Source organism: Bifidobacterium sp. MSK.13.1 (assembly GCF_019131435.1).
Classification (GTDB): domain Bacteria; phylum Actinomycetota; class Actinomycetes; order Actinomycetales; family Bifidobacteriaceae; genus Bifidobacterium; species Bifidobacterium pseudocatenulatum.
The window spans coordinates 51795-78298 of the sequence record NZ_JAHOMM010000010.1 but is presented as its reverse complement, the minus strand read 5'-3'; the positions used below and the strand labels follow the sequence as shown (position 1 = coordinate 78298).

The window sequence follows — 26504 nt, the reverse complement described above, 5'->3', positions numbered from 1 at the left end:
CAAGAGCCGCAAATTTTGATAACGGCGCGTCGGTATGTGACTGGCGGGAATCTATAAAACTGCGCGTGGATGATGTCTCCATATATTGAGCAAAAGAATGCATTTTTTCGGCCATCGCGGGAACCGGTATCGGCGGATCGTTCGTCAAGCCCGTCACCTCCAGTGTGCAAGTCGCCTCTTTGGTCAAAGCCGGTTGTGGCGATCCGGTCGACGATCGGGGAGCACCCAAATTCACCTCCTGTGCGGCCAACGGCGCCGACTGCACACGTGCCGCCACCACCGATCCGACATCCGCGACGCAAGTGGGATGGCGTATCGGCGCAAGCGCGCTCTGTTCGCCATGCCGTGCGGCTGTGATAGACGATTGCAATCTGCGACACGCCGTGATTTGGTGATTGAGGCATGTGTGCGTATTATTTCATCTTGCGGTGATCAGAGCCTAGGTGAGACGCCCGGTCCCATTCCGAACCCGGAAGCTAAGGCCTAGCACGGCGATGGTACTGCACTCGAGAGGGTGTGGGAGAGTAGCACGTCGCCGCACTTAAACTTTTTTTAAATCCCGAGTCGAGCATCGCTCCTCGGGATTTTTCGTTACGCGATTCGCCCAAGTCCAATTATGACCCGATTATGTGCGAAGGTGAATCCAGCGGTCACTGATTGCGACGCTCAGGCAGCGAAAACCACCAACAGAACAATGCCGTTTCAATAAAAATGACAGGTAACGGTATGAGCCACCACCAGCCAGTGGTGCCGAATTCGTTCGCGGGCGCAATAATCCAAGGATGCGAGCCCAGCCATCCCAGGAATACGGCTATGGTTGATCCCAACGACATGGTTATTCCTAAAGGTCTGAACAAACGCATGAGCTGGAATCGTGATGCACCGAATTCTTGAAGCGTCCAGCGTAATGTTGACTGCGTTTGACGTGTTGATATGGCCAATGCGGCGAATGTCAGGCCGCTGATAATTGTGGCCAAAGCTGGTATGGCAATGGCGCGTGCCATGTAGGAGCGGTAAGAGGTGGTGTCGTGTTCGGTAATGAATGCATACCCGCAACGGTTAATGATGTCGGATCGGATTGAATCGCGAACGCCGGAAGCGATTGACGGGAAATCGGTCACGATGAGAGTATGCCGGTTGCTTGGCGTAAGGCCAAGCGTTTTTGCCTGTGGTGAGTCGATTCCAAGAACCACGCCGGGCATGGTGTAATCATTGAGCAGCGAGTCGGTGCCCTCGGTGGATACTTGTGCTGCTTGAGTTATTTTTTGGGTTGCGGGATCGATGAGAATGATGCCAGTGTTGCCGCTTTCAGCAATATGAACGTCGTTGGTTTTACCGGCTAAAGACGAGTTGCTATCGACAAGCATGACAGTGGTTTCATTATCGGAATCTGAGTAGCAATCCGCATCGTCGGAACCATGTTGAATGACGCAATCGTAAGCATGGGAAGTCGCGGCGCGGACCAGATACCGGGATTCATCCGGTGCCGTGAGCACGATGGCTTTGTCTAGAGTCTCGGGATATTTGCCGGCAAGATAGTTCAAGTCATCCTGAGTCAAATAATCGGCGATGAACAGCCCATTATCCGAATTGCCTGTCGCTATCATCATTTGCCCGCTGAACAATGAGCTGGCACCTAACAATAAGAGTGCCAATGCGCATACCGGGGCAGACAAACTTCGTGTACGTTCTATCGCATTGCATTGTGCTGGCGTGCGGAAAAGCCAAGGCAGTGAAAGGAGCAGAGGCCCCAGAGCGCAAGCCCCCATGACCGAGCCCACTGATCCGCCAAACGGCCATGCGGCTGCATGATAACGTTCTATCGCCACACAAGAAAACAGCAGAACGGCCGAGGAAAGAATGATGTACCATAATGCGTTTCTGGTTGTGATGTCATGCTTAAAGGACATGCGGAAGAACAAAACCAACCATGTCAAGCATAGCGAGCACAGCAAAATCGCTGCGACAAAAAAGATGGACAGCAGGGAAGTTGCTGATGGTTGCCATTCCCAATATTGGGCGAATATGTTGCCTATGGTCCTGTAACTAAGACCGAATACCGCATATCCGGCCACGATGCCAATTGCGGCTCCGGGTATTGTGCAAATAAGCAATCCTCGGAACACTGTCCATCTGCTGGTGGTGAGGGAGAATCCGCAAGCTACCAGAGCTTCTACCACAGCATCTCCGGAACACTGACCTGCTCGGAAGAATGCCGTCATTGCTGCGATATGTACGCACAGCAAGCAAAGGAACAGAACTATTCCGTACCATTGGCATCCTGGCAGATCGCGAGTACGAACCGTTTCTTCGGCATTTCGTATTGTCGATTTGATGTATCCGATATTGACATTGTTGGTTGCGCTCTCTTTTGCGACTTCTCCCTGATTTACAGTAGCGTCATCGTCGGTGAGCCACATTTGTATGTTTTGGAGATTGTCTTTGGAAGACACTGCTGTTGCATACACGGTGTTGGTGTTCGCAGCATCGACGGTGATGCCAATGAGCTTATAGTCGCTTGATAATGCGGAATCGTCACATTGCACGGTGACTATATCTCCCAGCTGGGCGTCAATTTGTTCAGCTGCGGCCCGAGACAGGGAGATTTCGTTTTTTTGCGACGGCTGATGCCCTTCGATGAGCGTGCCATATCGTGAGGGGCCTGTTAGGAAAGTTATGTCTGCGATGGTGTTTCGTGAAGAGCCGCTGGCGGAGGTGAGGCCTACTGATCCTTGTGTGGATTTGACGCCGATGGCCTTACCGTTTTGGACTTGTTGCCTGAGTTCTTCGGCTACATCGTTGCTGCCTCCTGAAATTTGGTACGTGTACCCTCCGGATTGACCTGCTGCGCCTTCTTTGGCAGCCTGTACGTATAGATTCAAGCTGTTTAAGGCCACCACGGGTAGCATCGCCGACAATAATGCCACCACAAAGAGTGAGATGGTGAGCATCGGATGGAATCTCAAATATCCAGAGGTAACGTGCCTCGTGATTCCAATGCTGTGGTAAGGCATGCCATTCATTGCTCCACCAACTTGTGGTCCTGAATGCGCACAATGCGGTCACTGTGCTGCGCGACCGTAGCGTCATGCGTTGCGATTATGACAATGGATCGCTCTTTGTGGGCAATATCTGAAAGCAATGTTGCGATTGCCTGCGTATTTTCCTCATCAAGCGCGCCGGTGGGTTCATCCGCGAGAATCACACGTGGTTTCATGGCGATTGCGCGTGCGATGGCCACACGTTGCTGCTCTCCTCCTGACAATTGGCCAGTCAAATGGTTTGCATAGCCTGCTAAATGCACTTCTTCAAGCAAGTTATCGATTGTGTTGTTTTCAGTGCGGGAAGTTTCCTTAATCTTGGTTTGTCCGAGGTTCTTATGCGCCGCTTCAAACGCCAACATGATGTTTTCTCGCACGTCAAGATATGGAATGAGCCTGTAATCCTGAAATATGCGCATACATAAAGATCCGAGAAGATTTTTTCGATCAATGGAATTGACATTTGCGCCATCAATGGTGACGGAGCCAGTGTCTGGTTGTAAAGAACCGTCCATCAAACGCAGCAAAGTGGTCTTTCCTGAGCCGGAAGGTCCCATTATTGCCGTTGTCGAACCTTCTTCGAATAATGCGCTCGCATTGTCTAAAATCAGACGTTTTCCATACGAAAACCCCACGTGGTCAAGTTCCAGCACGGTATAGCCCCCTCTCGGTATACATGAGCAGCCATTGCTCTTGCGTAAGGCGTCGTACCCCCATTAGTTACGATTTCTTATGTGTCCAGCATAATAGCATTTAATGGTTGGGGGCAAGATGGTGATTTTTGTGTTTCGATTGTTTTTCGTTAAATTTATGGAGACGATTGCGACTATTTGCCAGCGAATGTGGAAGTTGGGGTACTATGAAGCCGCACTATTGCCGATGGCGTTCGTCATGAACTCGGTTTTGATGGCTGATTTGATGATTGATGTATTGACTGATGGAACGCAATGCCCATGTTGGAGGATGTATGGCACGGTCTGGTACGCCTACGAAACCGCGTACGGCGCAGGCGAAGGCTGTTAAGCCTATTCGCACGTTGAAGAAAACTAAGTCGCATCGCGTGCGCAATATCATATGCGGTTTTCTGGCTGGCATTCTGTCGATTGCAGCTTTGCTGGGCGCTGTTTCGCACATACTGCCTGCTGAGATTCAGGCGTGGCCGTATGTTCCCATTATCGTTTCATTGGTGCCTTGGTTTGCGATTCTTGCGGTGATTGCGCTGATTTGCGGCATTGTCTCGAAACGAACAATGTCGGTATTGCTGGCGATTGCGGCGATCGCGTTGCAAGTATGGTGGCAGTATCCGTTTTTCTACAATGAAACGAAGCTTCCGCGTGCCGCGATCGCAGCGGTTTCGGGAGCGTCCGCCAATACGCAGGATGATTATGCTCGTTTGATGACATGCAATGTGTTTAAGGGTCGTGCCGACGCGCAGGAAATTGTCGATGTGGTGCGTAGCGAGCGTGTGGAAGTGCTGGCATTGCAGGAAACGACCGATGCTTTCGTGGACGAGTTGAATAAGGCTGGTATTGGCGATTTGCTGCCGTATGCGCAGGTGGCAAGTTCAGACGGCGTGTATGGCAATGGTTTGTGGTCGGCGAGTCCGCTTGTTGATCCGGCTGATGATGATGTTGATTCGAGCGCGTCGTTCATGCCAGGAGCCACGGTTGCATTCAATGATGGTCAGACGCAGATCCGTTTCGTTTCGGTGCATACCACGTCTCCGACCGATGGATATTGGCAGCAGTGGAAGCGTTCATTGGATGAGCTTGGTCGACTCCGGTACGATACGTCTCGTAGGTACGTGTTCATGGGCGATTTCAACGCGACCGACGATCATGCACCGTTCCGTAATTTCTTGGGAACACGGTTCACGGACGCGGCCAAACAAGCGGCCGGGGGATTGGTATTCACGTGGCCTGCGAATATCGATTATGTACCGACGTTTGCGGGCATTGACCATATCGTATTGGATTCCGGCATGTTGGCAGGTCAGGCCAAATCGTTGAAAATCGATGGAAGCGATCACAGGGCGTTGCTGGCAACCGTGCAATTCGACGTGTGAGAAGAGTGCCGGCGCAACTGCATATCGGCTGCGCATCCGCATAAAAAGTGCCCCAGATAGGAATCGAACCTACGACACCTTCTTTAGGAGAGAAGTGCTCTATCCACTGAGCTACTGAGGCAACGAATCTTCATTCTACACACCATCCGGACGAGTGTGGTATCGAAATGAAGAAATTCGAAATTTATGCATGACTGTACGCCATATAACACCTTGTAAAAACGTGTGGCGCACAGTCATGGAAATGCTATATTGACGGTATTTTGAGATGCTCAGGCCAGATTGTCTTGCGTGCCAGCGGTATTGGCCGCAGTGGCCTGTTCCGCCTGTGCTGCGTCAAGCTTGGCACGCACTTCGCCGAGCAGACTTTGGGCGCGCTTGGCGAGGGCTTCGCCAAGCTCCCACTGGCGCATGGACTGGTCAAGGTTGAGTCCGCCGGCCTCAAGTGCCTGCACGGCCTGAATGAGCTGATCTCGAGCCTCTTCGTAAGGCATTTGTGCGATGGCTTCGCGTTCCTTGTCGGTCAGGCTGGATGCGGGGGTGGTTTCGTTGGTCATTGCTACTCCTTCGTTACGGTGGTGACTTCGGACACGATCACGCCGTGCTTCAATGTCATGGTGAGTTGGTCGCCGGTGTTCACGGCGTTCGCATCGTCGATTACATGGCCGTCCGCTCCCTGCACTACCGCATAACCTCGGTTGAGAGTGGATTGCGGGCTAAGCGCGGTCAGTGAGGCATGCGCTTTTTCGATGGTGAGGCTTGCGTCGTCAAGAATACGTGTCAGACCGATTCTCATGCGGGTTCTTGCATCATCGATGAGACGCTGATGCGGTTCCAGCATGGTGAGCGGCTGTGTGAGGCTTGGACGGTTCGCATAGCCTTCAATCAGTCTTGTTTCATTGTTGACGGTGGCGTCGATGCGCATGCGCATGCGTTCGATGTTCACGTTGATCAGTTGCATCTGCTCGCGCACGTCCGGCACGACTTTCTTCGCCGCGTCCGTTGGCGTGGATGCGCGCAGATCGGCAACCAGATCAAGCAGCGTCCAATCATCCTCATGGCCGATCGCGGAAATCAGCGGCGTATGGGCGGCTGCCGCGGCGCGTACCACGCCTTCGTCGGAGAACCCGATCAGATCTTCGAAAGCGCCGCCGCCACGGGCCACGATGATCACGTCGACATCAGGATCGGCATCCATCTGCGCGATCGCCTTGATCACGTCGGAAGGGCACTGCTCACCCTGCACATGCACATGCGTCACTTTGAAATCGACAACAGGCCAACGCAATCTCACGTTGGTGATGACATCGCCTTCGGCGCGAGCCTGCGGCGCGCAAATCAGACCAATGCAATGCGGAAACTCGGGCAGAGGCTGCTTGCGGTCAGCGTCGAACAGGCCTTCGCCTTTCAGCTTCTTGCGTAATTCGTCGATCATGGCCTTCAGGCTGCCTCCTGCGCCGGCCGCGATAATGGCGTCGCCACGTAAAGACAGTGACGTGCGCTTCATCCACAGATTCGGTTTGCCATGGATGATGACGCGGTCGCCCTGCACGAAAGGCGTGGCGGCTGCGGCAAACTGCCCGAAACCGTTGACTTCCAACGCAATGTCCTGATAATCATCGCGCAGAGTGATATAGGCGCTGCCCTGACGTCTGGTGTTGATCTGCGTGATCTGCCCGGCCACCCAAACCGATGGCCACCGTTCGACGGCCATATGGAATTTCTCGCTGAGCAGACTTACCGGCCAGGGGTTGTCAGCGGTGGTTTCGCCGGCCAGTCGTGGCAGCGGTTTGCTGTTCGGCTGCGCTGCCGGGGGTGTGTAATCCTGGTTCCAAGTCATAGTTCAAGATTCCATCATCTTGCGGACAAATGAAACACATGTTCGAATTCCGTGAGGGTACCCCGCCTTGTATAGTCCCTCTTCGGTGAGTGCGTCAAATCGACACTCGGGCGACACTCCGTGGCGAAATCGTTACCTTTGTCACACAAGTTAAGGAATGGCGGAATCAAGCCGAAAAATGGAATATATAGTTTTACTGCCGGCGTGCCGCTACTACATTTAGTGCTGGCTATGGCGTACAGTCATGGACGTAGCAACAATCTGGCATGCATAACGAAGCATGAAAACCTGGTCGGATGGGGTCCGACCCGGAAAGGATGATGAATGGAAACGCAGGCTCTGAATGCCATCTCCGCAACCGTTAAAACGGGAACCGGTAAGGTGCTCGTCGAGAAGCGCGACGGTCGTGTGGTCGACTTCGATCCGATCAACATCATCAGCGCGGTGAAGTCAGCCTTCGCCGACCTTGATAAGAAGATCGGGCCGCAGGAGGAACAGCTGATCCGTGATATCGCCAATCAGGTCGAAGCCGAAATCAAGGATCGTTACAACGGTCCCGCCAAGATCGAAGACATCCAGAATCTCGTTGAACACGGCCTGATCGAAGACCACCTGTACGATGTGGCGCGCACGTACACCAACTACCGTCTGAACAAAGACATCGAACGTGCCAAGGCCACCGACATCAACGAAGCCGTCAAGCGTCTGGTGAACCGTGACGAGGCTCTGGTGCGCGAGAACGCCAACAAGGATTCCAACGTCTACTCCACCCAGCGCGATCTGCTGGCGGGCGCGGTGTCCAAGGCGTCCGCCTTCTCCATGCTGCCGGACGCGGTCTCCAACGCCCATATGAAGGGCGACATCCACTTCCACGACGCCGACTACTCGCCGTTCACCGCACAATCCAACTGCTCGCTGCCGAACTACTGGGATATGCTCGCCAACGGTTTCACTCTCGGCAACGCTCCGATGGGATCGCCGAACAGCATTTCCATCGCCGCCACGCAGATCACCCAGATCATGAAGGACGTGGCATCCAGCCAGTATGGTGGCCAGACCGCCAACCGTGCCGACGAGCACTTCGTCGAATACGCGCGCAAGGATTACGACAAGTTCCTTGAGCAGGCCCATGAGATCATGCCTGACGACCTGCCGATCGAAATCGCCGAACGTCAGGTGCGCTTGGCCAAGGATGTCGAACCGAAGCGTCTGCATTTCGAAAAGGACCGTCCGGCCCTGCCGATGGACGAGCCGTTCAACAAGGATGCCAGCCGTTTGCAGCAGCTGCGTGAGGTGTGGGCGAAGATCCAGACCCGCAAGGCCATCTACGATGCCATGCAGACCATGGAATACCAGATCAACTCCAATCGTGTGTCGAACGGCCAGACCCCGTTCGTGACCGTTGGCTTCGGTTTGGGCACTGACTGGTTCGCCCGCGAGATTCAGCGTGCCATCTTCCTGAACCGTATCCGCGGCCTCGGTTCCGAACATCACACCGCCATTTTCCCGAAGCTCGTGTTCACCATCAAGCATGGTGTGAACGCCGATCCGGGCGATCCGAACTACGATTTGAAGCAGCTCGCCCTCGAATGCGCCACCAAGCGCATGTATCCGGACGTGATCTTCTACGAGAACATCGTGAAGATCACCGGCTCCTTCAAAGCCCCGATGGGCTGCCGTTCCTTCTTGCAGGGTTGGATTGATCCGGCGACCGGCAAGGACGTGGAAGACGGACGCATGAACCTTGGCGTCGTCACCGTGAACGTTCCGCGCATCGCACTGGAATCCCACGGCGACAAGGATCGCTTCTGGAAGATCTTCGACGAGCGTATGGCCGTGGCTCATCAGGCATTGCAATTCCGTATCATGCGTTGCAAGCAGGCCGCGCCGGTCAATGCGCCGACCCTGTTCCGTTTCGGAGCTTTCGGTCGACTCGGCGCCAACGACAGCGTCGACCAGCTGTTCCGCAACGAACGTGCCACCGTTTCCCTGGGCTACATTGGCCTGTATGAGGCGACCAGCGTGTTCTACGGCAAGAACTGGATGCGCGATCACGGCTGGGATCCGCAAGGCAAGGAATTCGCACTGTCCATCGTCAAGCGCATGAACGAGCTGTGCAAGGAATGGAGCGACGCGGAAGGCTACCACTATTCCGTGTACTCCACGCCGGCCGAATCCCTCACCGACCGCTTCAACCGTATGGACCACGAGAAGTTCGGCGAAGTGGAAGGCGTGACCGACCACGACTTCTACACCAACTCCTTCCACTACCCGGTCTGGCTGCAGCCAACCCCAATGGAAAAGCTCAACTACGAGAAGGACTTCCCGTACTACGCGTCCGGCGGCTTCATCAACTACTGCGAGTTCCCGTGCCTGCAGTCCAACCCCAAGGCACTCGAAGCGGTGTGGGATTACGCCTACAACATCGGCATCGGCTACCTGGGCACGAACACGCCGATCGACCGCTGCTACGATTGCGGATTCCAAGGCGACTTCGAGCCCACTGAGGAAGGTTTCAAGTGCCCGGAGTGCGGCAACTCCGACCCGGACCACTGCAACGTGACCAAGCGCACCTGCGGCTACTTGGGCAACCCGGTGCAGCGCCCGATGGTGCATGGACGTCACGAGGAGATCGCGCACCGCGTCAAGCATATGAGCGGCGAAACCGGTCATGTCACCTTGAGTGACGGTTCCGAACGTGAATGGTTCGAGGAAGCCAAGTAAGGGCCGCGTCGGTAGCAAACATAAACGAAATATGAAAGAGGGTGGGTTTCCACCCTCTTTCATTCTGTGACAATCATGAGGCAAGCAGCAATCGCAAAAACGCGACGTAACGGCAAAACGTGAAGGGACAACGTATGATCAGCAGCGCGAATCCAGCAATTCAACGTCGTGACTTTGCGGCGGACGAAACCAATCGCGGACCTTTCATCCCCACAACTCGTTCCAACAATCCCAAAGCAGGGCAATGGACCAACCGCATGAGCCGCAATATGATCGCCGACTACAAACGGTTCCTCATGACCGATGGAGAAGGCATCCGATGCTCGCTGTACGTGTCCGGCTGCCCGTTCCATTGCGAGGAATGCTACAACACGTCAATCTGGGATTTCCAAGCCGGCCACGAATACAACGACAAGCTCGAAGCACAAATCATGGATGACTTAAGCCAATCGTATGTGCAAGGCATCACCTTCCTCGGAGGCGAACCATTGCTCAACACGGGCGTGCTGTTGCCCCTTGCGCGCAAAATACGCGAACGGTTCGGTAATACCAAAGATATTTGGTGCTGGACCGGCTACACGTGGGAAGAGCTCATGCGCGAAGGCGAAAGCCCCGACAAGCGCGAGCTGCTCGAACTGATCGACATTCTCGTGGATGGCCGTTATATCAAAGAATTACATGATTCCCTGCTGCAATTCCGCGGAAGCAGCAACCAACGCATCATCGACGTGCCGAAATCACTGGAAAGCGGACAAGTGGTGATTTGGCCGAAATTACATGATCAAACACGATTCATTCCCGAAATATACGGCAAAGACCGTTCTGCAGGGGAAGGCAGCGCATCCTGACATGGAAATGCTTGGAAGGGTTTGCGATCTCGACATTCGTCGAGCGTCCAGATACATAATTAGGCACGTTGACTGGATTAGTTGTCTAATTTGTGCGCTGTGTCGTGCATTTTATGCTGATTGCGAGCATTTACAAAGCACTTAGGCGTGGGCACAGACTACGATTACATGATTGGATAACCCGGGGTAGGGGCTTCCATGCCTGCCATGGAATGCAGCCCGGCGGATAGAACGATAGAGGTTGAGACATGGTTGAAGCAGCAGAAGCCGTGACCGAAACGCACGGCACAAAGCCGTTGCGTGTAGGTCTTGATATCGGTTCCACTACTGTGAAGGCGGTGGTGCTCGATCAGTCCGACGCGCTCGCGGACGCGCTGTTCTCCGATTATCGGCGTCACCACGCGAACGTGCGCGCCACCGTGGCCGGACTATTGGCCGACATCCACCAGGAGCTGGAAAAGCTTGGCCGAGGCGACGAGCCGATTCGCCTGGCCATCACCGGTTCAGGCGGTCTTGCCCTTGCAGACAGCCTCGACGTGCCCTTCGTTCAGGAGGTCATCGCCGAAACCGAAGCCATTGACAAGGAATATCCGCAGGCTGACGTGATCATCGAGCTTGGTGGCGAGGATGCGAAAATCACGTATCTCAAGCCGACTCCGGAACAGCGTATGAACGGTTCCTGCGCAGGCGGTACCGGCGCATTCATCGATCAGATGGCAACACTGCTCGACACCGACGCCGCTGGTCTGAACGAAATGGCCGCGCAATACGAAACCCTATATCCGATCGCATCACGTTGCGGCGTGTTCGCCAAAACCGATTTGCAGCCGCTTATCAACGATGGTGCGGCCAAGCCGGATCTGGCTGCATCGATCTTCACCGCAGTGGCCACGCAGACCATTGCAGGCCTTGCCTCCGGACGCCCGATTCACGGAACCGTGATCTTCCTGGGTGGTCCGTTGTTCTTCATGTCCGAACTGAGAGCCGCGTTCAAGCGGGCGCTCGACGGCAAAGTGGACGAATTCATTGTTCCGACCGACGCTCACCTGTATGTGGCATACGGTGCCGCATTGCAGGCCGATCAGGATGGTGACGACCTTGACTAAGCATTACGAAGCACGAACCTGCGCCGACCTTCTGGCACGACTGGACGAACTGGAAAACCTGCCGTCCAACACTCCGACCATGCCTCCGCTGTTCGCTACCGAAGCGGATCGCACCGCATTCAACGAACGACATCATCGCGAGCATATCCATCAAGGCACGCTCGAAGGAGCCCAAGGACCGCACTTCCTGGGCATAGACGCCGGTTCCACCACCATCAAAGCGACATTGGTGAACGACGATCGAGAAATCGTATGGTCCTCTTATGCGACCAACGAAGGCAGCCCGCTGACGGCAGCCGTACAAATCGTCAAAAAAATCCAAGCCGAACTACCTGAAGGCGCATGGATCGCACGATCCTGTGCGACCGGCTACGGCGAAGGCCTCATCACCACCGGCCTGCACCTCGACGAAGGCGTAGTGGAAACCATGGCTCACTATCGCGGTGCCGAAATGGTCAGCCCGGGCGTTACCGCCGTCATCGATATCGGCGGCCAAGACATGAAATATCTCGCCATCAACGATGGCGTGATCGACTCCATCGCAGTGAACGAAGCATGCTCGTCCGGCTGCGGATCGTTCCTGCAAACGTTCGCCATTTCCATGGGTCTGACCATTCAGGAATTCACCCAAGCGGCGCTCAACTCCACCCATCCGGTCGATTTGGGCTCCCGATGCACCGTGTTCATGAACTCGTCCGTGAAGCAGGCGCAAAAGGAAGGCGCGTCCATCGAAGACATCGCCGCAGGCCTGTGCTATTCCGTAGTGCGCAACGCCCTCTACAAGGTAATCAAGCTGCGTGATTCCGGCGAACTTGGCGACACCGTGGTAGTGCAGGGCGGCACGTTCCTCAACGACGCCGTGCTTCGCGCATTCGAACTGCTCACAGACCGTGAAGTGACCCGACCGAACATCGCAGGACTCATGGGCGCATACGGTGCCGCACTGACCGCACGCATGCACTATGCCGACGAAGCGGAAGACGAAGACGCCGATACCACCGACACCAAAGAAGCGGTGATCGCAGGCGTACGCCACACCGCATCGAACATTTTGAGCGGCGAAGAACTCGACAACCTGTCGATGACCTCCGAACGAGACGTGTGCAAACTGTGCCAAAACCACTGCAAGCTCACCATCACCACCTTCCAAGACGGATCCCGCTACGTGACCGGCAACCGCTGCGAACGAGGCGGAGACGCGAAAAAGAAGCGTTCCGATCGCCCGAACCTCTACGATTACAAGTACAAGCGTTGCTTTGCCTACCGCAGACTCACCGACAAAAACGCAACCCGCGGCGAAATCGGCATTCCGCGCGTACTCAACATGTACGAAAACTATCCGTTCTGGTTCACACTGCTCACCTCGCTGGGCTTCAAAGTGATGATTTCCGGACGAAGCTCGCATGAACTGTTCGAAACAGGCATCGAATCCATCGCATCCGAAAACATCTGCTATCCGGCCAAACTTGTGCACGGACACATCAAATGGCTGCTGAGCAAGGGTGTGAAAACCATCTTCTATCCGTGCGTCAGCTACGAAGAGAACCTGGTACCCAACACCGACAACCACTACAACTGCCCGGTAGTAGCCAACTATCCCGTGGTCATCGGCGCAAACATGCCGGAACTGCGCGAAGAGGGCATCCGTTACATGCGCCCATACTTCAACATGGCCAACCATGAACTCATGGTCGACCGTATCGTCGAAGAATTCGCTTGGGCCAACGTGACCCGTGAAGAAGCCGAAACCGCAGTCAAAGCGGCCTATGCCGAAAACGAAGTCTTCAAGCACGATGTGCAGATGGAAGGCCTCAAGGCACTCGCCTACATGAAGGAACATGACTGCCGAGGCATCGTGCTCGCAGGCCGCCCGTACCACATCGATCCGGAAGTCAACCATGGCATTCCGGAAACCATCTGCTCGCTCGGCATGGTGGTATTGTCTGAAGATTCGATCTGCGAACTGCAGCCGGGGGAGAAGCTCAACCTGAGTGATTTCCTCGCCGCGGACGAAGACGATCCGCGCAAGAAGAACGCGGACGGCTTCCGTCATGTGGAAGACCGCAAGGTCACCAAAATGCCGTTGCGAGTCACCAATCAGTGGGCCTACCACGCACGCCTGTACTCGGCGGCAAACTTCGTGGCCTCCTATCCGGGACTTGAACTCGTACAGCTCAACTCCTTCGGCTGCGGTCTCGACGCCATCACCACCGACCAGGTGGGCGAAATCCTCGCCGACAAGGCCGACGTGTACACCATGCTGAAGATCGACGAAGTCTCCAACTTGGGAGCGGCAAAAATCCGACTGCGCTCGCTCAAGGCAGCCGTCGAAGAACGCGAACGCAACAAGCAGCGCGGAATCGCCGCAGTCATGCCCAACAAGCAAGACAGTGCGTCTAACAAGCAGGGCGAATTCCGCAAGACCGGGTCTGAGGCGCCGACTCCGGGACGTCAAGTCATGCTTGACACCGTGATGAAAGCCAATCCGAAACTTACCGAAGCCGTCAAAGCCGCATCCAGGCGTGCCGCGGAAAACGGCATCGGCGAAGCGAAGAAATCCGCGCACAATTCCGCCACCATGTCGAAGTACGCCAACCGCGTGCCATTCGGCAAAGACATGAAGGACTACACCATCGTGGCTCCGCAGATGAGTCCGATCCACTTCTCCTTGGTGGAATCCGTGATCCGTTCCGGCGGTTACAAGTTCGACATTCTCGAACACGCCAGCCGCGAAAACGTGGAAACCGGTCTGAAATACGTCAACAACGACGCCTGCTACCCGGCCATCATGGTTATCGGTCAGCTCGTGGACGCGATTTTGGACGGCAAATACGATCCGGAACACACCGCGCTCGCCATCACACAGACCGGCGGCATGTGCCGAGCCACAAACTATTTCGGCCTGATCCGCAAGGCATTGGTCGATGCTGGCTATCCGCAGATTCCAGTGATCGCCATTTCCACGCAGGGCATCGAAGACAATCCGGGCTTCACCGCCACTCCGGCATTGTTGCATCGTGTCATCAAGGCGCTGATTATCGGTGATCTGCTGATGAAATGCCTGTATCGCGTACGCCCGTACGAGGTGACGCCAGGCAGTGCTAATCAGCTGTACCACACGTGGGACACCATCGTGCGTGAAACGCTCGAACACCACGGCCATTCCAAGACGGCACGCAAGTTCATCGGCAAGGGGTATCTGCCGTATCAGACGCTCGTTAAGGAGATTGTGAAATCCTTCGACGCGCTGCCGTTGAAGGACGAGCCGCGCAAGGTGCGCGTCGGTGTGGTGGGCGAAATCCTCGTCAAGTACCAGCCGGACGCCAACAACCATGTGGTCGACGTTATTGAATCGCAGAATTGCGAGGCTGTGGTGCCGGGCATCATGGAATTCATGACCACCCGCCCATACATTTCCGACTGGAACGAGCATTACCTCGGCATGGGCGGCAACAAGCTTGGCTACGCGCTGATGCGCAAGGCGCTTGACATGTACAACGCTCCTGTGCACAAGGCGATCGATTTAGCACACGGCAAGTTCTCCCAGGACCTGCCGATGCCGGAACTCGTGAAGAAGGCCGACGAGGTCACTTCCGTGGGTGTGCAGGCTGGTGAAGGCTGGCTGCTGACTGCGGAAATCCTTGAGCTCATCGAATCCGGCTGTCCGAACGTGATTTGTGCGCAGCCGTTCGCCTGCCTGCCGAACCACGTGACCGGCCGAGGCATGTTCGGCAAGATCCGCCGACTGCATCCGGAAGCCAACATCGTGTCCATCGATTACGATCCGGGAGCATCCGAAGCGAACCAGCTCAACCGCATCAAACTGATGATCGCAGCCGCCAAGAAGGCTCACAAGGCCGCGCAACAGGGTGAGACGACGCAAAGCAAAAAAGTCGCCTGATCATAGGCAGATAAATCAATAAGCACTGACTGGAATTGACCAAAATACCGACGCGGACAACATCTTCAGCGTCGGTATTTTTATTGATATATACAAACAATTTTCCAAATAGTGGTAATTGCTTCTGACTTTATTGACAGCTGTTAATTATTATTGGTCGGTCTTGCAGAGCATGTCTGTTGTAATTGAAAATGTGTACTCGATTCGGGATACGCAAGAGTTGGCTATCAGTTTTTCGTATAGCAATCGCGCCGTGCTCATCAATGAGTTTCGGTAGGATTGCCAACATGACAGCACCACGAATTTCTTACGCACACCTGCTTACTGAGCCGAATCCGAAGCATGTGGAAAGTCTGGTCAAATTCTTCGAATCAGGCTGCCAAGAGCGCGGAACCGGCGGTTTCGGCGTGGAAATCGAGCATCTGCCGGTGCATAACAGCGATGATACCGCCGTGAACTATTACGAGGAGAACGGCATCGAGGCGTTGCTGAACCGCATTCGCCCGTATTACGACGAAAGCAAGGAATACTGGGAGAACGGCAGGCTTGTTGGCCTTGGGTGCGAAGGTATTTCCGTGTCGCTTGAGCCGGGTGGCCAGCTGGAATGTTCGCTGGGTATTCTGCATAAGCCGGAGGATCTGCGCACGATTTACGGAGCGTTCCGCCGCGAAGTCGATCCGGTGCTTGACGAGCTTGGCTTCCGCTTGGTTAATTACGGATACCAGCCGAAGTCCGGCTATGCCGACATTCCCGTCAATCCGAAAGACCGTTACAAGGCGATGACCGCGTATTTGGGTCGTGTCGGCCAGTTTGGTCCGTGCATGATGCGCTGCTCCGCTTCGACGCAGATCAGCATTGACTATGTTTCGGAAGAGGATGCGATTTCCAAGTTGCGTTTGGGTACGGTGATCGGTCCGATTCTTGCATGGTTCTTCCGTAACACCCCGTACTTCGAGGGGCGGGAGAATCCGTATCCGCTGCTGCGCCAGCGCATGTGGGATTATTTGGATTTCCAGCGTACGAACGTTATTCCGGGACTGTTTGATCCTCGCTTCGGTTGGGAGGATTATGCGGTTGACGTGCTGAGCACGCCGATGATGTTTGCTGATCTGACGCACACTCCGGAAGCGTTGGAAACTCCCGGAACTGATCTGCATCATCCTGCATTCTATGAGAACGCGAACGACGTGTATCCTGATCGAGAACTCAACGCATACGAAATCAATCATGTGATTTCCACACATTTCAACGATGTGCGTTTGAAGAACTTCATTGAATTCCGTCATTGGGATTCGCTGCCTGTGGCGCGTGCGGAACGGTTGACGGAAATCATCGGATCGCTGTTCTATGATCCGACGAATCGTGAGCGTCTCGAATCGTATTTCGACGGCATTCGCGAGGAAGACGTGCTTGAGGCGAAGGCGAACCTGCAGGCGCGTGGCCACCAGGCCGCTCCGTATGGCAATTCGCTGGAATTCTGGCAGGAATTCTTAGGACTCGAAGGTGTGCTTGCCGACGAACCTGGCGATCCGAAGCATCCTGACGTGTTCCAGAAGTAAAACTGTTTTTCGAATATTTTTGGTTGGCCGAGGCTGACTGAATGTGATCTCGAAGTGGTTTTGAATGTAATTCAGGGCTGGTCTGTTGAAGGTCGGCCCGTTTTTATGTGGCGAGTGGGAATGTTGTGGTTTGATATGATTTCCGCCTGTCTAATGGGTAGTAGATAGTACACTGTCCATATGGCTAATGAGGGGAAGAAACGTGTTCGTAAAACACCTGAGGAGCGTAAGCGGGAAATCGTCGCTGCGGCGAGCCGTCTTATCGGGGAAAAGGGGTATTACGGTACATCGTTGAAAGATATTGCTGATGCGATTGGCATGAGCCAGCCTGGATTGCTGCATTACATCGGCAACAAGGAACGGTTGCTGTCGCTGCTGGTCACCGACAATTACGATCAGGAGGGCACTCCGGCTGATTTCGCTGCGTCGGGACTACCCGGCAGTGATCCGGAAGGCATGCTGTTTCCCGCGTACTTGCGTTTTTTGGTACGTTACAATGCGAGCCGACGCAGCTTGTTGCAGCTATACATGGTGTTAGAAACTGAGTCGTTCAGTGAGGATCATCCGTTGCACGACTATTTCGAGAATCGACCGAAATACGTGTGGGAACACTATTCCCAGTACACATGGAAATTGCCGCCTGAAATCGGCGGTTGGGAGAATATGCGTGCGATGGTGCGTCAAAGCTTGGAAGCGATGGACGGCATTCAACTGCGTTGGATGCGTAAGCCTCCCATCGATTTCTACGATGAATGGCTTGCCTTCGAAAAGATGATCTTCCCCTCACCTGTCTGGGACAGCTACCGCTAAGCCGTGTGCAGTTTTCTTGCGAGCTGTGTTTCTATGGCCTTTTGTGTCTCAATTCCTCCACTAGCTGGAAGAATCGGGACTTTTGGAGGTGTGTTTGCGGGAAGCTTGCTCCAGTGGCTGGAAAGATTTGCTCGCTGGGATAGCTTTTTGTGTGGATTGCGGTGATTGGTTGGTTTTGGTCAAGGGGAAAACGCTGTATCTAATGGTTGTTAGGTAAGACACGCCTGAAATTTTGCAGTTCTTGACAGCTGAATCGGGAAGGTTTATATTTTTTATATCTAATGGTTGTTAGATACGGATACTTGAGAAAAACTCGGGGATACCGCAAAAGAACAGCCTTAGACGTAGAAACAGTAATAACTAGTAACAAGTCAATGAAGACGATGGAGGATCCGTGAGTCGTTACGAGGCAGATCACATTCTTTTCGGTGCCGCATATTACGACGAGTACCTCATGATGAAAGGCATCGACCGCGTCGATGAAGACATGAGGATGATGAAGGAAGCGGGGCTGAACGTCATTCGCATCGCCGAATCCACGTGGAGCACCTGCGAACCGCAGCCGGGCGTATTCGACTTCACTTACGTTGACCGCGCACTCGACGCAGCACAGCGCGCGGGCATCGACGTCATCGTAGGCACACCGACCTACGCAGTGCCGAGCTGGCTCGTCAAGCTTGACCCGAGCGTGCTCGCGGTCACCCCGAACGGTGAAGGCAAGTATGGCGCACGCCAGATCATGGACATCGTCAATGCCACCTACCGTTTCTACGGTGAACGCGTGATCCGCAAGCTGATCTCCCACGTTGCCGACCATCCGGCAGTGATCGGCTACCAGGTCGATAACGAAACCAAGTACTACGATTCCGTGTCCAACGACATGCAGCGCCTATTCATCAAGTATCTGTATGAGAAGTTCGATGGCGATCTGAACGAGCTGAACCATCGCTTCGGTCTTGACTACTGGTCGAACCGCATCAATTCCTGGGAGGACTTCCCGGATGTGACCGCTACGATTAACGAGTCCCTCGGCGGCGAATTCGACAAGTTCCGTCGCGATCAGGTGCGTGCCTTCCTGCAGTGGCAGTCCGATATTGTGCGCGAATACGCTCATGACGACCAGTTCATCACCCACAATTTCGATTTCGAATGGCGTGGCTATTCCTTCGGCGTGCAGCCGGCCGTCGACCACTTCAAGGCCGCGACCGCAGTGGACATCACCGGCGTCGACATCTACCATCCGACCGAAGACGATCTGACCGGTAAGGAAATCGCATTCGGCGGCGATATGACCCGTTCCACCAAGGACGGCAAGAACTTCCTCGTGCTCGAAACCGAAGCGCAGGGTCAGCATGGCTGGGTTCCGTTCCCGGGACAGCTTCGTCTGCAGGCTTACTCGCACTTGGCCTCCGGCGCTGACATGGTGGAATACTGGCACTGGCATTCCATCCACAATTCGTTCGAAACCTACTGGAAGGGTCTGCTGAGCCACGACCTCGAACCGAACCCGACCTACCGCGAGGCAGGCGTGTTCGGACACGAAATCGGCAAGCCGGAAGTGGGGGAGCGCCTCGTTCACCTGAAGAAGCAGAACAAGGTGGCCATCATGGTCAGCAACGAGTCGCTCACCGCGCTCGACTGGTTCCTCATCGAAGCGGGCTTCCCGTTCGGCGGCAACCTCAAGTACAACGACGTGGTGCGCAACGTGTACGACGCGCTGTTCGAGCTCAACGTCGAATGCGATTTCGTGCCGTCCGATGCTCCGGCCGAACGTCTCGCCAAGTATGAGATGATCGTGACTCCGGCGCTCTACTGCACGTCTCAGGAAACTACGGATCGCTTGCGTACGTTCGTTGAAAATGGCGGCCACTTGGTTTCCACCATGCGTTCTTTCGTATCCGATGACGAAGTGACCGTTTGGGCCGACCGCGCTCCGCACAATCTCACCGACGTGTTCGGCATGACTTACAGCCAGTTCACCCGCCCGAATGGCCACGTTTCCGTGGAATTCGCAGGTGCGCTCGCCGAAACCGCGTCCACCGATGCTCAGTCGCTGATCGAACTGTTGAACGCCGACGCTGATACTGAGGTGCTCGCATCCTACGGCCACTATGCTTGGAAGGATTACGCCGCAGTCACCCGTCACGCATTCGGCAAGGGCGATGCCGAGTGGATTGCTACGCTGCTTGACGCCGATTCCATTCGTGCGGTTATGCGCGAGGCTGTGGAACATGCTGGTGTTGCCGTTGCCGGAACCGCGCTCGCGGGCCAGATCTCGGTTCGTCAGGGTGTGAATGCCCTCGGCGAGAACGTGACGTATCTGCTCAATTATTCCGCCGACGAAGTTACCGTTGCAAGCCCGGTTGCAGGTGAAGTGGTGGTCGCTCCGGTCGTCATCGCCACCGACGGCAATATTGATGAGGCTGCAACTGCTGAAGTCGTACTGAAGAAGGGTACAGCCGTCAAGGAGGGTGATCCATTGGCAATCGGCCGCTGGAATGTTGTGGTGATCGCAGGCTGAAATCGCCGCAAAGAGAACGTTTAGGGAATGAGAAGGTCGATCAGGGCCTTCCATTCCCCAACGAAATCGATATCGTGAGATCCGTTGAGCCACCGCAATTGCAAGCCTTCCATGGCGGATAGCACTTGCAGTGCGGTGCGTTCCGGATCGGCGACGCCATCTCGTTTGGCTGCGAACGTGTATTCCTTCAGCAGATTGATTTCACGCTGTTCGAAATACTTGTGCACCGGATGGTCTTTGCTTAGGGCCTCGCTTTCGAGCAGGGTGTAGAGACGAACCATTTCGGGTCGGTCTGCGTTGGTTTCCACGGTTCCTGTGGAGATGGCCTTGAGTCCGAGAGCGCAATGGTATGCGATGCCGTCTTGCAAAACTTCGCCGGTCACGCCTTCAACGCCAAGATGCTCTGCAATGGCGATTTGGTTGGTGCGGTCGGCGTATTTGAGGGTTTCTTCAAGGAGTTGTTCTTTGGATTTGAAGTAGTAAAGGAGGCCTGCTTCGGTGATGTTCTGAGCTTGTGCCACGTCGCGAATGGTGAATCCCCAGAAGCCGAATTGGGAGATGAATGAAACGGTGGTTTCGAGTATCGCTTTTCTGCGATCTTCGGCGCTCATTCGTTTCCTGCGTTTATCTTCGATTCGGCGGCGCATGCTCTCTCCTTTTCTTGTACTTACTAAGTTACAGTACGGAGGAGAGGAAGTGTGGCAGAAACGTTGGAACACGCTGAGAAGTGACAGATAAAAGAGATTGTAATACGCTTTAACTAAGCAGTTACTAGGTAATAAAAACCGAGATTCTGCTTAAGAGTAAAACTAAACATGGAATCATGGTGTCGGATTCGCAAAATCAACAAATCGAACACGATTGACTTGCGCTTTTGGCAGAAATGATTTACGGTAACAAATACGTTAATTACTGATTGGTAGTTAATTGACTGGGCGGGGCAGTCCGTGTCACACAACAAAAACACTACTGAAACATGAATCGAAGGAGAGAGTTTCATGAGTGAAGCAATCGCAAGCAAAGAGGAGCGTTTGGTGGCGTACAACGCCAACATCGCAGCCGCGGACAAGGATCCGTCGCTGTCTCCTGAAACCGGCAAGCCGCTGAGCAAGGTCAACACCATCCGCTTCGGCGCTGGCTTCCTGGTGTTCGGCATCCTGTGGATGTCAGGCCTCGGCATCGTCTCCGCCGTGCTGCTGCCGATGCACTACAAGACCATCGAAGGCGCCGATCCGGACGCCCTCGTCGGTATCGTCAATGCGTTCACCGCAGTGGCGTCCCTGGTTTCTAACCTGATGTTCGGCAACTTCTCCGATCGTTCCCGCTCCAGGTTCGGTCGTCGTACTCCGTGGATCGTTTTCGGTGCGGTGCTCGGTGGCGTCACCCTGTTCCTGACCGGCACCACGCATAACGCGGTGCTGCTCACCATCTTCTACTGCGCCTGCATGTTCGGCCTCAACTGCATGATTGCCCCGCTGGTCGCCGTGCTGTCTGACCGCGTGCCGTCCGGCATCCGTGGCACTATGTCAGCCTTCTATGGTGCAGGCTCCACGATCGGCGCCCCGATTGGTACCATGATCGGTGCATTCTTCATCGAGAACCTGACTGTCGGCTTTGCTGTTGCAGGCGTGCTCATGTTCCTCGGCGGTATCGTTGCGGTGATCATTCTGCCCAAGGAACGTTCCGCTGACTTCCTGCCGAAGGAAGAGGGCTCTTTCAAGGACATCCTCGTATCCTTCCGCCCGCCGAAGTTCGCTGGCGCCCACGACTTCTACAAGGCTTTCGCCGGCCGTTTCTGCATGCTCATGAGCTACCAGATGATCAACGTCTACCAGCTCTACATCATCCAGAACTACATCGGCCAGTCCGTTAAGGAATCAGCCGTCACCGTGTCCGTCGTCTCCATGATCATGATGGTCATGTCTCTGGTCGGCTCCTTTATCTCTGGACCGGTTTCTGATCTCATCGGCCGCCGTAAGGTCCCGGTTGTCGTAGCTTCCGTGCTCTTCGCTATCGGCATCGCCATGCCGTGGCTGATTCCGTCCACCTTGGGCATGTACCTGTTCGCGGGCATCGCTGGCCTCGGCTACGCCGTCTACTACGCAGTCGACCAGGCTCTGCTCGTCGACGTGCTGCCGAACAAGGAAGAAGCTGGCAAGGATCTGGGCATTCTGAACATGGGCACCACCCTTGGCCAGATGTGCGGCCCGGTCGTCATGTCCACCATCGTGGTGTCCCTCGGCTACAACTTCGCCTTCCCGACCGCCATCGCCCTGGCCATCATCGGCTGCTTCTTCATCATGGCCATCAAGAAGGTCAAGTAAGTAATCCTTCCTTGAATGATTGCCCCGGATCCGTCGTTTTCCCCTTCTCGATCGGGTCCGGGGTTTTCCGTAAGGAAGCGAACAATTGCAAATTGATGAATCCGAAGGATTTGTGACGATGCCGAGGGTTTTGAATTTGCTGATCCTTGCAATGTCGATCGTGGTATCAAGGTGACGCTTGCTCCGTTTTTGTTTAACGCATTCGTGTTGGACTGACGGGGAGTTGCCTGGCTGACGCGGATGTGTGCGTAACGCGTCAGCTTGGCTGTGGCAACGGTTTGTTGAATGCCGGGTGGTGGATTTTCCCTTCTCTTCCTGCCACCTTCGCAAGCCGGTGTTGTGTTGCAGGGCGTTTGTCTGTGGTGATTGGTTACTGGTCGCCGTGGGCAAACGCTTTTTCGTTACAAGTTGCGCAGAGAAGAAAAATGTATTATCATTTAACTAAGTAGTTACTAAGTAATAGAAACTATGGTGAAAACGTACGAAGGAGTGCATATGGGTCTCAATTACATCAAGGGCGTGAACCTGGGTAACTGGCTGGTTCTGGAAAAGTGGATGAACCCGGCATTGTTCGATGGCACTACCGCCGACGACGAATATTACCTGCCGACGCAGCTCGACCCGGCCGTCTATGAGGCACGCATCAAAACGCATCGCGCCGAATACATCAACGAACGCGACTTCGCCACCATCAAATCATGGGGATTGAATTCCGTACGAATTCCGGTACCGTATTTCATCTTCGGCGATCGAGCACCGTTCATTGGGTGTATTGATGAACTTGATAAGGCTTTCAACTGGGCTGAAAAATACGGTTTGACGATTCTTATTGATTTGCATACCGCTCCGATGAGCCAGAACGGTTTCGACAATGGCGGCATCTCCGGCGTGTGCAAGTGGGCACAACTGCCGGAAGAGGTTGAATTCGTGCTTAGTGTGCTCGAGCGTCTTGCCAAGCGTTATGGCAATAGGGAAGCGCTGATGGGCATTGAAATCATCAACGAGCCGAACACCACCACGTCCTGGCCGATGATGAACGTGACCGAACGATACAAGGCCGTCGATGCCGAACTTGCGGAAGGCACCGGTCCGATTGAATTCGACTGGCTCAAGAACTTCTACATCACCGCATATCGTCGCCTGCGCGACGTCGACAAGGGTGCTTTGCCGATTGATAAGGCTGTGGTATTCCATGATGGATTCGATATCGAACAGTGGAAGGACTTCATGCGTGGCGCAGATGGCAAGCTTGCGTCAGAGTTCGAAAACGTGATCCTCGACACCCACCAGTACTTGATGGCCGCGGAAATGATGGGTTGCCCGCAGACCGTGGAAGGCTACGACGATTTCGTGCGCAACACGTACGCTCCGATGGTCGCCGAAATGAGCGAATACTTCCCAGTGATTGTGGGCGAGTGGTGCCTGTTCAACTCGGTCGGCTGTGGTGTGGACACCCACGGCGGCCAGAGCGTGCTCAACGGCGAGGAAGGTGCGCAGGCGGAAACGCTCAGTGCCGAAGAAAAGCGTGCGCTCTACCAAGGCGTTGCCAAGTCGCAGCTTGAAGCATGGAGCAACGGCAGCGGCTTCTACTACTGGAACTACAAGCTGCTCACCGACACGGTCAACACCCCTGGCTGGATCGGCTGGGACTCTTGGGACCTAGGCCGCTGCATAGCCCAATCCTGGTTCCCCCTCCCTCCCATCCTTTAAAAAAGGAAAAACTCACTAAAAACATCAACTTGCGTAACACAACGTAAGTGCAACGCAACGTAACGCAAAAGCGTTACGAGCCGGAGTCTGCGATGCTCTGTTGAAGACCGTAAAGACTGGCCAGAGCGGCCTTGGAGCGTGTCAGCAATAGAGCATCGCAGCCTCCGGCGGACACTGCAGTAACCAAATAACACTGCAGTAAGCGGCGGGCGCCGCAATAACTAAAGCAAAATCGCAATAAGTAAAAAACGAAAAAAGAAAAGCAGAAATCAAAGGAGAGATAATGCTGCAGAATCCTATTTTTAAAGGCTTCAATCCTGATCCGGCCATTTGCCGTAAAGGTGACGACTATTATGTTGCCGTTTCCACATTCGAATGGTTCCCAGGCATTCCGATCTACCATTCGAAGGACATGAAGCATTGGGAATTGCTCACCCATGTGCTTACCGATGATACGAATCCGAACCTTACCAAGCTGCCGAGCGCTAAGGGCATTTGGGCTCCTTGCCTCACGTATTGTGAGGAAGAGGACATGTTCTACGTGATTTATGGTGTTATGAATTCCATGAATGCACGCTATTTCGACGTGAATAATTATCTTATTAAGTCGAAGAATATTGAAGGCCCGTGGAGCGAGCCGGTGTATTTGACTTCCTCCGGTTTCGATGCGTCCATTCTGCATGACGATGATGGCAAGAAGTACATCGTCAGCTTGGAGTGGGAGACCCGCGAAGGCTACGAGAAGCCGGGTGTGATCTGCTGCGTGGAATATGATCCGGAAACCAAACATGTGGTCGGCTATCCGAAGCGTATTTGGCGTGGTGCTACTGATCGTGGCTGCATTGAGGCTCCGCATCTGACCAAGCGTGACGGCTGGTATTACATTATGTGCGCTGAGGGCGGTACTGGCTACAACCATTCCGTGACCATGGGGCGTTCCCGCAATGTGTGGGGTCCGTACGAGCCGGATCCGAATGGCCCGCTGGTTACGTCACAGCCGAAGGAGTCGAACGAGCGTGCCGATGACGATCATCTGAAGCCGCGCTATTTCAACCCGGATTCCGTGCTGCAAAAGTCCGGGCATGGCTCGTATGTTGACCTGCCGAATGGCGAAACCTATCTGGTGCATTTGACCAGTCGTCCGTTTGTGCCGGAATTGCGTTGCACGCTTGGCCGTGAAACCGCTATCCAGAAGATGCAGTGGACGCCTGATGGCTGGCTGCGTATGGCTGACGGTTCCAATCTGGCGAAGATTGAGGTTGAGGGACCGAATCTGCCGGATGTGCCGATGCCGGAGATTCCGAGCTTTGATGACTTTGATGGCGGCGAATTGGGCAACTGGTATTACTCGCCGCGTCAGATGCCGAGCACGTTTGCGAATGCTACGGAACGCCCGGGCTGGCTGCGTGTTCGCGGTGAAGAATCGCTTGCCTCGCTGAATCGTACGAGCCTGCTTACTCGCAAGCTGACGAGCGTGTATGCCACGGTGACCACCAAGATGGAGTTCGAGCCGGAAGTCTACCAGCACAGCGCTGGCTTGACCATCTACTACGACAACATGAATAACATTTTCCTGCGCAAGTATTATTCGCAGACGCTTGGCGGCAGCGCGATTTCGATCGTGCGTCTCGAAAACGGCGAAAAGACGGAAATGCTTGACACTCGTGTTGCCGTGGAAGATAAGCCGATTTACTTCCGTTTGAACATTGAGGGCCGTCGCACTTGGTTCGAATGGGGTTATGATGGCGAGAATTGGACCAAGATCGGTCCGGATTTCGATACCACCACGTTCTCTGACGAATACTGCAAGTTCGGTGAGTTCACCGGCACTATGGTCGGTATTGCCGTCACTGATGCTTCGCTGCATGAGAAGACCGCCGATTTTGATTTCTTCGATTATGAGGCGGACGAAACGAAGCCTGTCGACTGATCCCGCCCGGGCGGCCACCACGATCATTCAACGACCCTGATCCGGTCGTGATCCGATTCCGGGCGGCCGTGTGGCCGCTCGCGGGGCACATACAATGGACCAAGGAATGTTGCGAATGACGCACG

14 protein-coding genes, 1 tRNA gene, 1 rRNA gene and 1 pseudogene are annotated in these 26504 nt (G+C 54.6%); 11 read left to right on the top strand and 6 right to left on the bottom strand.

What is annotated here, in order from left to right; translation table 11 throughout:
• Positions 1 to 424 precede the first annotated feature (424 nt).
• Positions 425 to 541, top strand: a 5S ribosomal RNA gene (rrf, locus tag KSY55_RS08580).
• A 109-nt stretch (positions 542 to 650) separates the two neighbouring features.
• Here the strand turns inward: rrf and KSY55_RS08575 are convergent.
• Both KSY55_RS08575 and KSY55_RS08570 read right to left on the bottom strand, forming a co-directional pair.
• Positions 651 to 2951 carry a hypothetical protein gene (locus KSY55_RS08575; protein WP_217749690.1) on the bottom strand — a complete coding sequence of 767 codons (2301 nt, stop codon included), beginning with the start codon at positions 2949 to 2951 and terminating at the stop codon, positions 651 to 653.
• Between the two features lie 68 nt (positions 2952 to 3019).
• Positions 3020 to 3694, bottom strand: a complete 675-nt coding sequence (locus tag KSY55_RS08570; protein ID WP_118269737.1) for an ABC transporter ATP-binding protein — start codon at positions 3692 to 3694, stop codon at positions 3020 to 3022.
• Positions 3695 to 4008: 314 nt separating this feature from the next.
• On the opposite strand from KSY55_RS08570, the gene KSY55_RS08565 reads away from it, so the two are divergent.
• Positions 4009 to 5106 carry an endonuclease/exonuclease/phosphatase family protein gene (locus tag KSY55_RS08565; RefSeq protein WP_217749691.1) on the top strand — a complete coding sequence of 366 codons (1098 nt, stop codon included), beginning with the start codon at positions 4009 to 4011 and terminating at the stop codon, positions 5104 to 5106.
• Between the two features lie 48 nt (positions 5107 to 5154).
• Here the strand turns inward: KSY55_RS08565 and KSY55_RS08560 are convergent.
• The 3 genes from KSY55_RS08560 to xseA form a co-directional block, all read right to left on the bottom strand.
• Positions 5155 to 5227: transfer RNA gene (locus tag KSY55_RS08560), tRNA-Arg, on the bottom strand.
• A 151-nt stretch (positions 5228 to 5378) separates the two neighbouring features.
• Positions 5379 to 5663: an exodeoxyribonuclease VII small subunit gene (locus KSY55_RS08555; RefSeq protein WP_003834114.1), complete on the bottom strand. Its 285-nt coding sequence runs from the start codon at positions 5661 to 5663 to the stop codon at positions 5379 to 5381.
• 2 nt (positions 5664 to 5665) lie between these two features.
• Entirely contained in the window at positions 5666 to 6946 is a 1281-nt protein-coding gene (xseA, locus tag KSY55_RS08550) for an exodeoxyribonuclease VII large subunit (protein ID WP_003834116.1), read from the bottom strand.
• Between the two features lie 324 nt (positions 6947 to 7270).
• Between xseA and nrdD the strand changes: the two genes are divergently transcribed.
• From nrdD to KSY55_RS08515, 6 genes and pseudogenes are all read left to right on the top strand, one after another.
• Complete coding sequence (nrdD, locus tag KSY55_RS08545; protein ID WP_034880865.1) at positions 7271 to 9670, top strand: anaerobic ribonucleoside-triphosphate reductase; 2400 nt, start codon at positions 7271 to 7273, stop codon at positions 9668 to 9670.
• Positions 9671 to 9804: 134 nt separating this feature from the next.
• Positions 9805 to 10518 (top strand): anaerobic ribonucleoside-triphosphate reductase activating protein, encoded by a 714-nt coding sequence (gene nrdG / locus KSY55_RS08540; RefSeq protein WP_004220883.1) that lies wholly within the window; start codon positions 9805 to 9807, stop codon positions 10516 to 10518.
• Positions 10519 to 10766: 248 nt separating this feature from the next.
• Positions 10767 to 15525, top strand: a pseudogene (locus KSY55_RS08530) (acyl-CoA dehydratase activase-related protein).
• Positions 15526 to 15812: 287 nt separating this feature from the next.
• The gene (locus KSY55_RS08525) at positions 15813 to 17084 is read left to right on the top strand and encodes a glutamate-cysteine ligase family protein (RefSeq protein WP_217749693.1); all 1272 of its coding nucleotides are present in this window, start codon (positions 15813 to 15815) and stop codon (positions 17082 to 17084) included.
• Positions 17085 to 17264: 180 nt separating this feature from the next.
• A complete protein-coding gene (locus KSY55_RS08520) occupies positions 17265 to 17894 on the top strand; it encodes a TetR/AcrR family transcriptional regulator (protein ID WP_065435247.1) in 630 nt (209 codons plus the stop codon).
• A gap of 394 nt (positions 17895 to 18288) precedes the next feature.
• The gene (locus tag KSY55_RS08515; RefSeq protein WP_080789481.1) at positions 18289 to 20415 is read left to right on the top strand and encodes a beta-galactosidase; all 2127 of its coding nucleotides are present in this window, start codon (positions 18289 to 18291) and stop codon (positions 20413 to 20415) included.
• 20 nt (positions 20416 to 20435) lie between these two features.
• On the opposite strand, the gene KSY55_RS08510 is transcribed toward KSY55_RS08515, so the two are convergent.
• Positions 20436 to 21062: a TetR/AcrR family transcriptional regulator gene (locus KSY55_RS08510; protein WP_117659300.1), complete on the bottom strand. Its 627-nt coding sequence runs from the start codon at positions 21060 to 21062 to the stop codon at positions 20436 to 20438.
• 351 nt (positions 21063 to 21413) lie between these two features.
• On the opposite strand from KSY55_RS08510, the gene KSY55_RS08505 reads away from it, so the two are divergent.
• From KSY55_RS08505 to KSY55_RS08495, 3 genes are all read left to right on the top strand, one after another.
• Positions 21414 to 22739: an MFS transporter gene (locus KSY55_RS08505; protein WP_065447148.1), complete on the top strand. Its 1326-nt coding sequence runs from the start codon at positions 21414 to 21416 to the stop codon at positions 22737 to 22739.
• 495 nt (positions 22740 to 23234) lie between these two features.
• Positions 23235 to 24449 carry a glycoside hydrolase family 5 protein gene (locus KSY55_RS08500; RefSeq protein ID WP_065441229.1) on the top strand — a complete coding sequence of 405 codons (1215 nt, stop codon included), beginning with the start codon at positions 23235 to 23237 and terminating at the stop codon, positions 24447 to 24449.
• Positions 24450 to 24732: 283 nt separating this feature from the next.
• Complete coding sequence (locus KSY55_RS08495) at positions 24733 to 26379, top strand: glycoside hydrolase family 43 protein (protein WP_217749694.1); 1647 nt, start codon at positions 24733 to 24735, stop codon at positions 26377 to 26379.
• The last annotated feature ends 125 nt before the right edge of the window (positions 26380 to 26504 follow it).

Bases quoted from the DNA above. Each gene is read 5' to 3' on its own strand.
- nrdD (WP_034880865.1), top strand. From the start codon at position 7,271: ATGGAAACGCAGGCTCTGAATGCCATCTCCGCAACCGTTAAAACGGGA.
- KSY55_RS08555 (WP_003834114.1), bottom strand. From the start codon at position 5,663: ATGACCAACGAAACCACCCCCGCATCCAGCCTGACCGACAAGGAACGC.
- KSY55_RS08510 (WP_117659300.1), bottom strand. From the start codon at position 21,062: ATGCGCCGCCGAATCGAAGATAAACGCAGGAAACGAATGAGCGCCGAA.
- KSY55_RS08575 (WP_217749690.1), bottom strand. From the start codon at position 2,951: ATGCTCACCATCTCACTCTTTGTGGTGGCATTATTGTCGGCGATGCTA.
- KSY55_RS08520 (WP_065435247.1), top strand. From the start codon at position 17,265: ATGGCTAATGAGGGGAAGAAACGTGTTCGTAAAACACCTGAGGAGCGT.
- KSY55_RS08495 (WP_217749694.1), top strand. From the start codon at position 24,733: ATGCTGCAGAATCCTATTTTTAAAGGCTTCAATCCTGATCCGGCCATT.
- KSY55_RS08500 (WP_065441229.1), top strand. From the start codon at position 23,235: ATGGGTCTCAATTACATCAAGGGCGTGAACCTGGGTAACTGGCTGGTT.
- KSY55_RS08525 (WP_217749693.1), top strand. From the start codon at position 15,813: ATGACAGCACCACGAATTTCTTACGCACACCTGCTTACTGAGCCGAAT.
- KSY55_RS08565 (WP_217749691.1), top strand. From the start codon at position 4,009: ATGGCACGGTCTGGTACGCCTACGAAACCGCGTACGGCGCAGGCGAAG.
- xseA (WP_003834116.1), bottom strand. From the start codon at position 6,946: ATGACTTGGAACCAGGATTACACACCCCCGGCAGCGCAGCCGAACAGC.
- KSY55_RS08505 (WP_065447148.1), top strand. From the start codon at position 21,414: ATGAGTGAAGCAATCGCAAGCAAAGAGGAGCGTTTGGTGGCGTACAAC.
- nrdG (WP_004220883.1), top strand. From the start codon at position 9,805: ATGATCAGCAGCGCGAATCCAGCAATTCAACGTCGTGACTTTGCGGCG.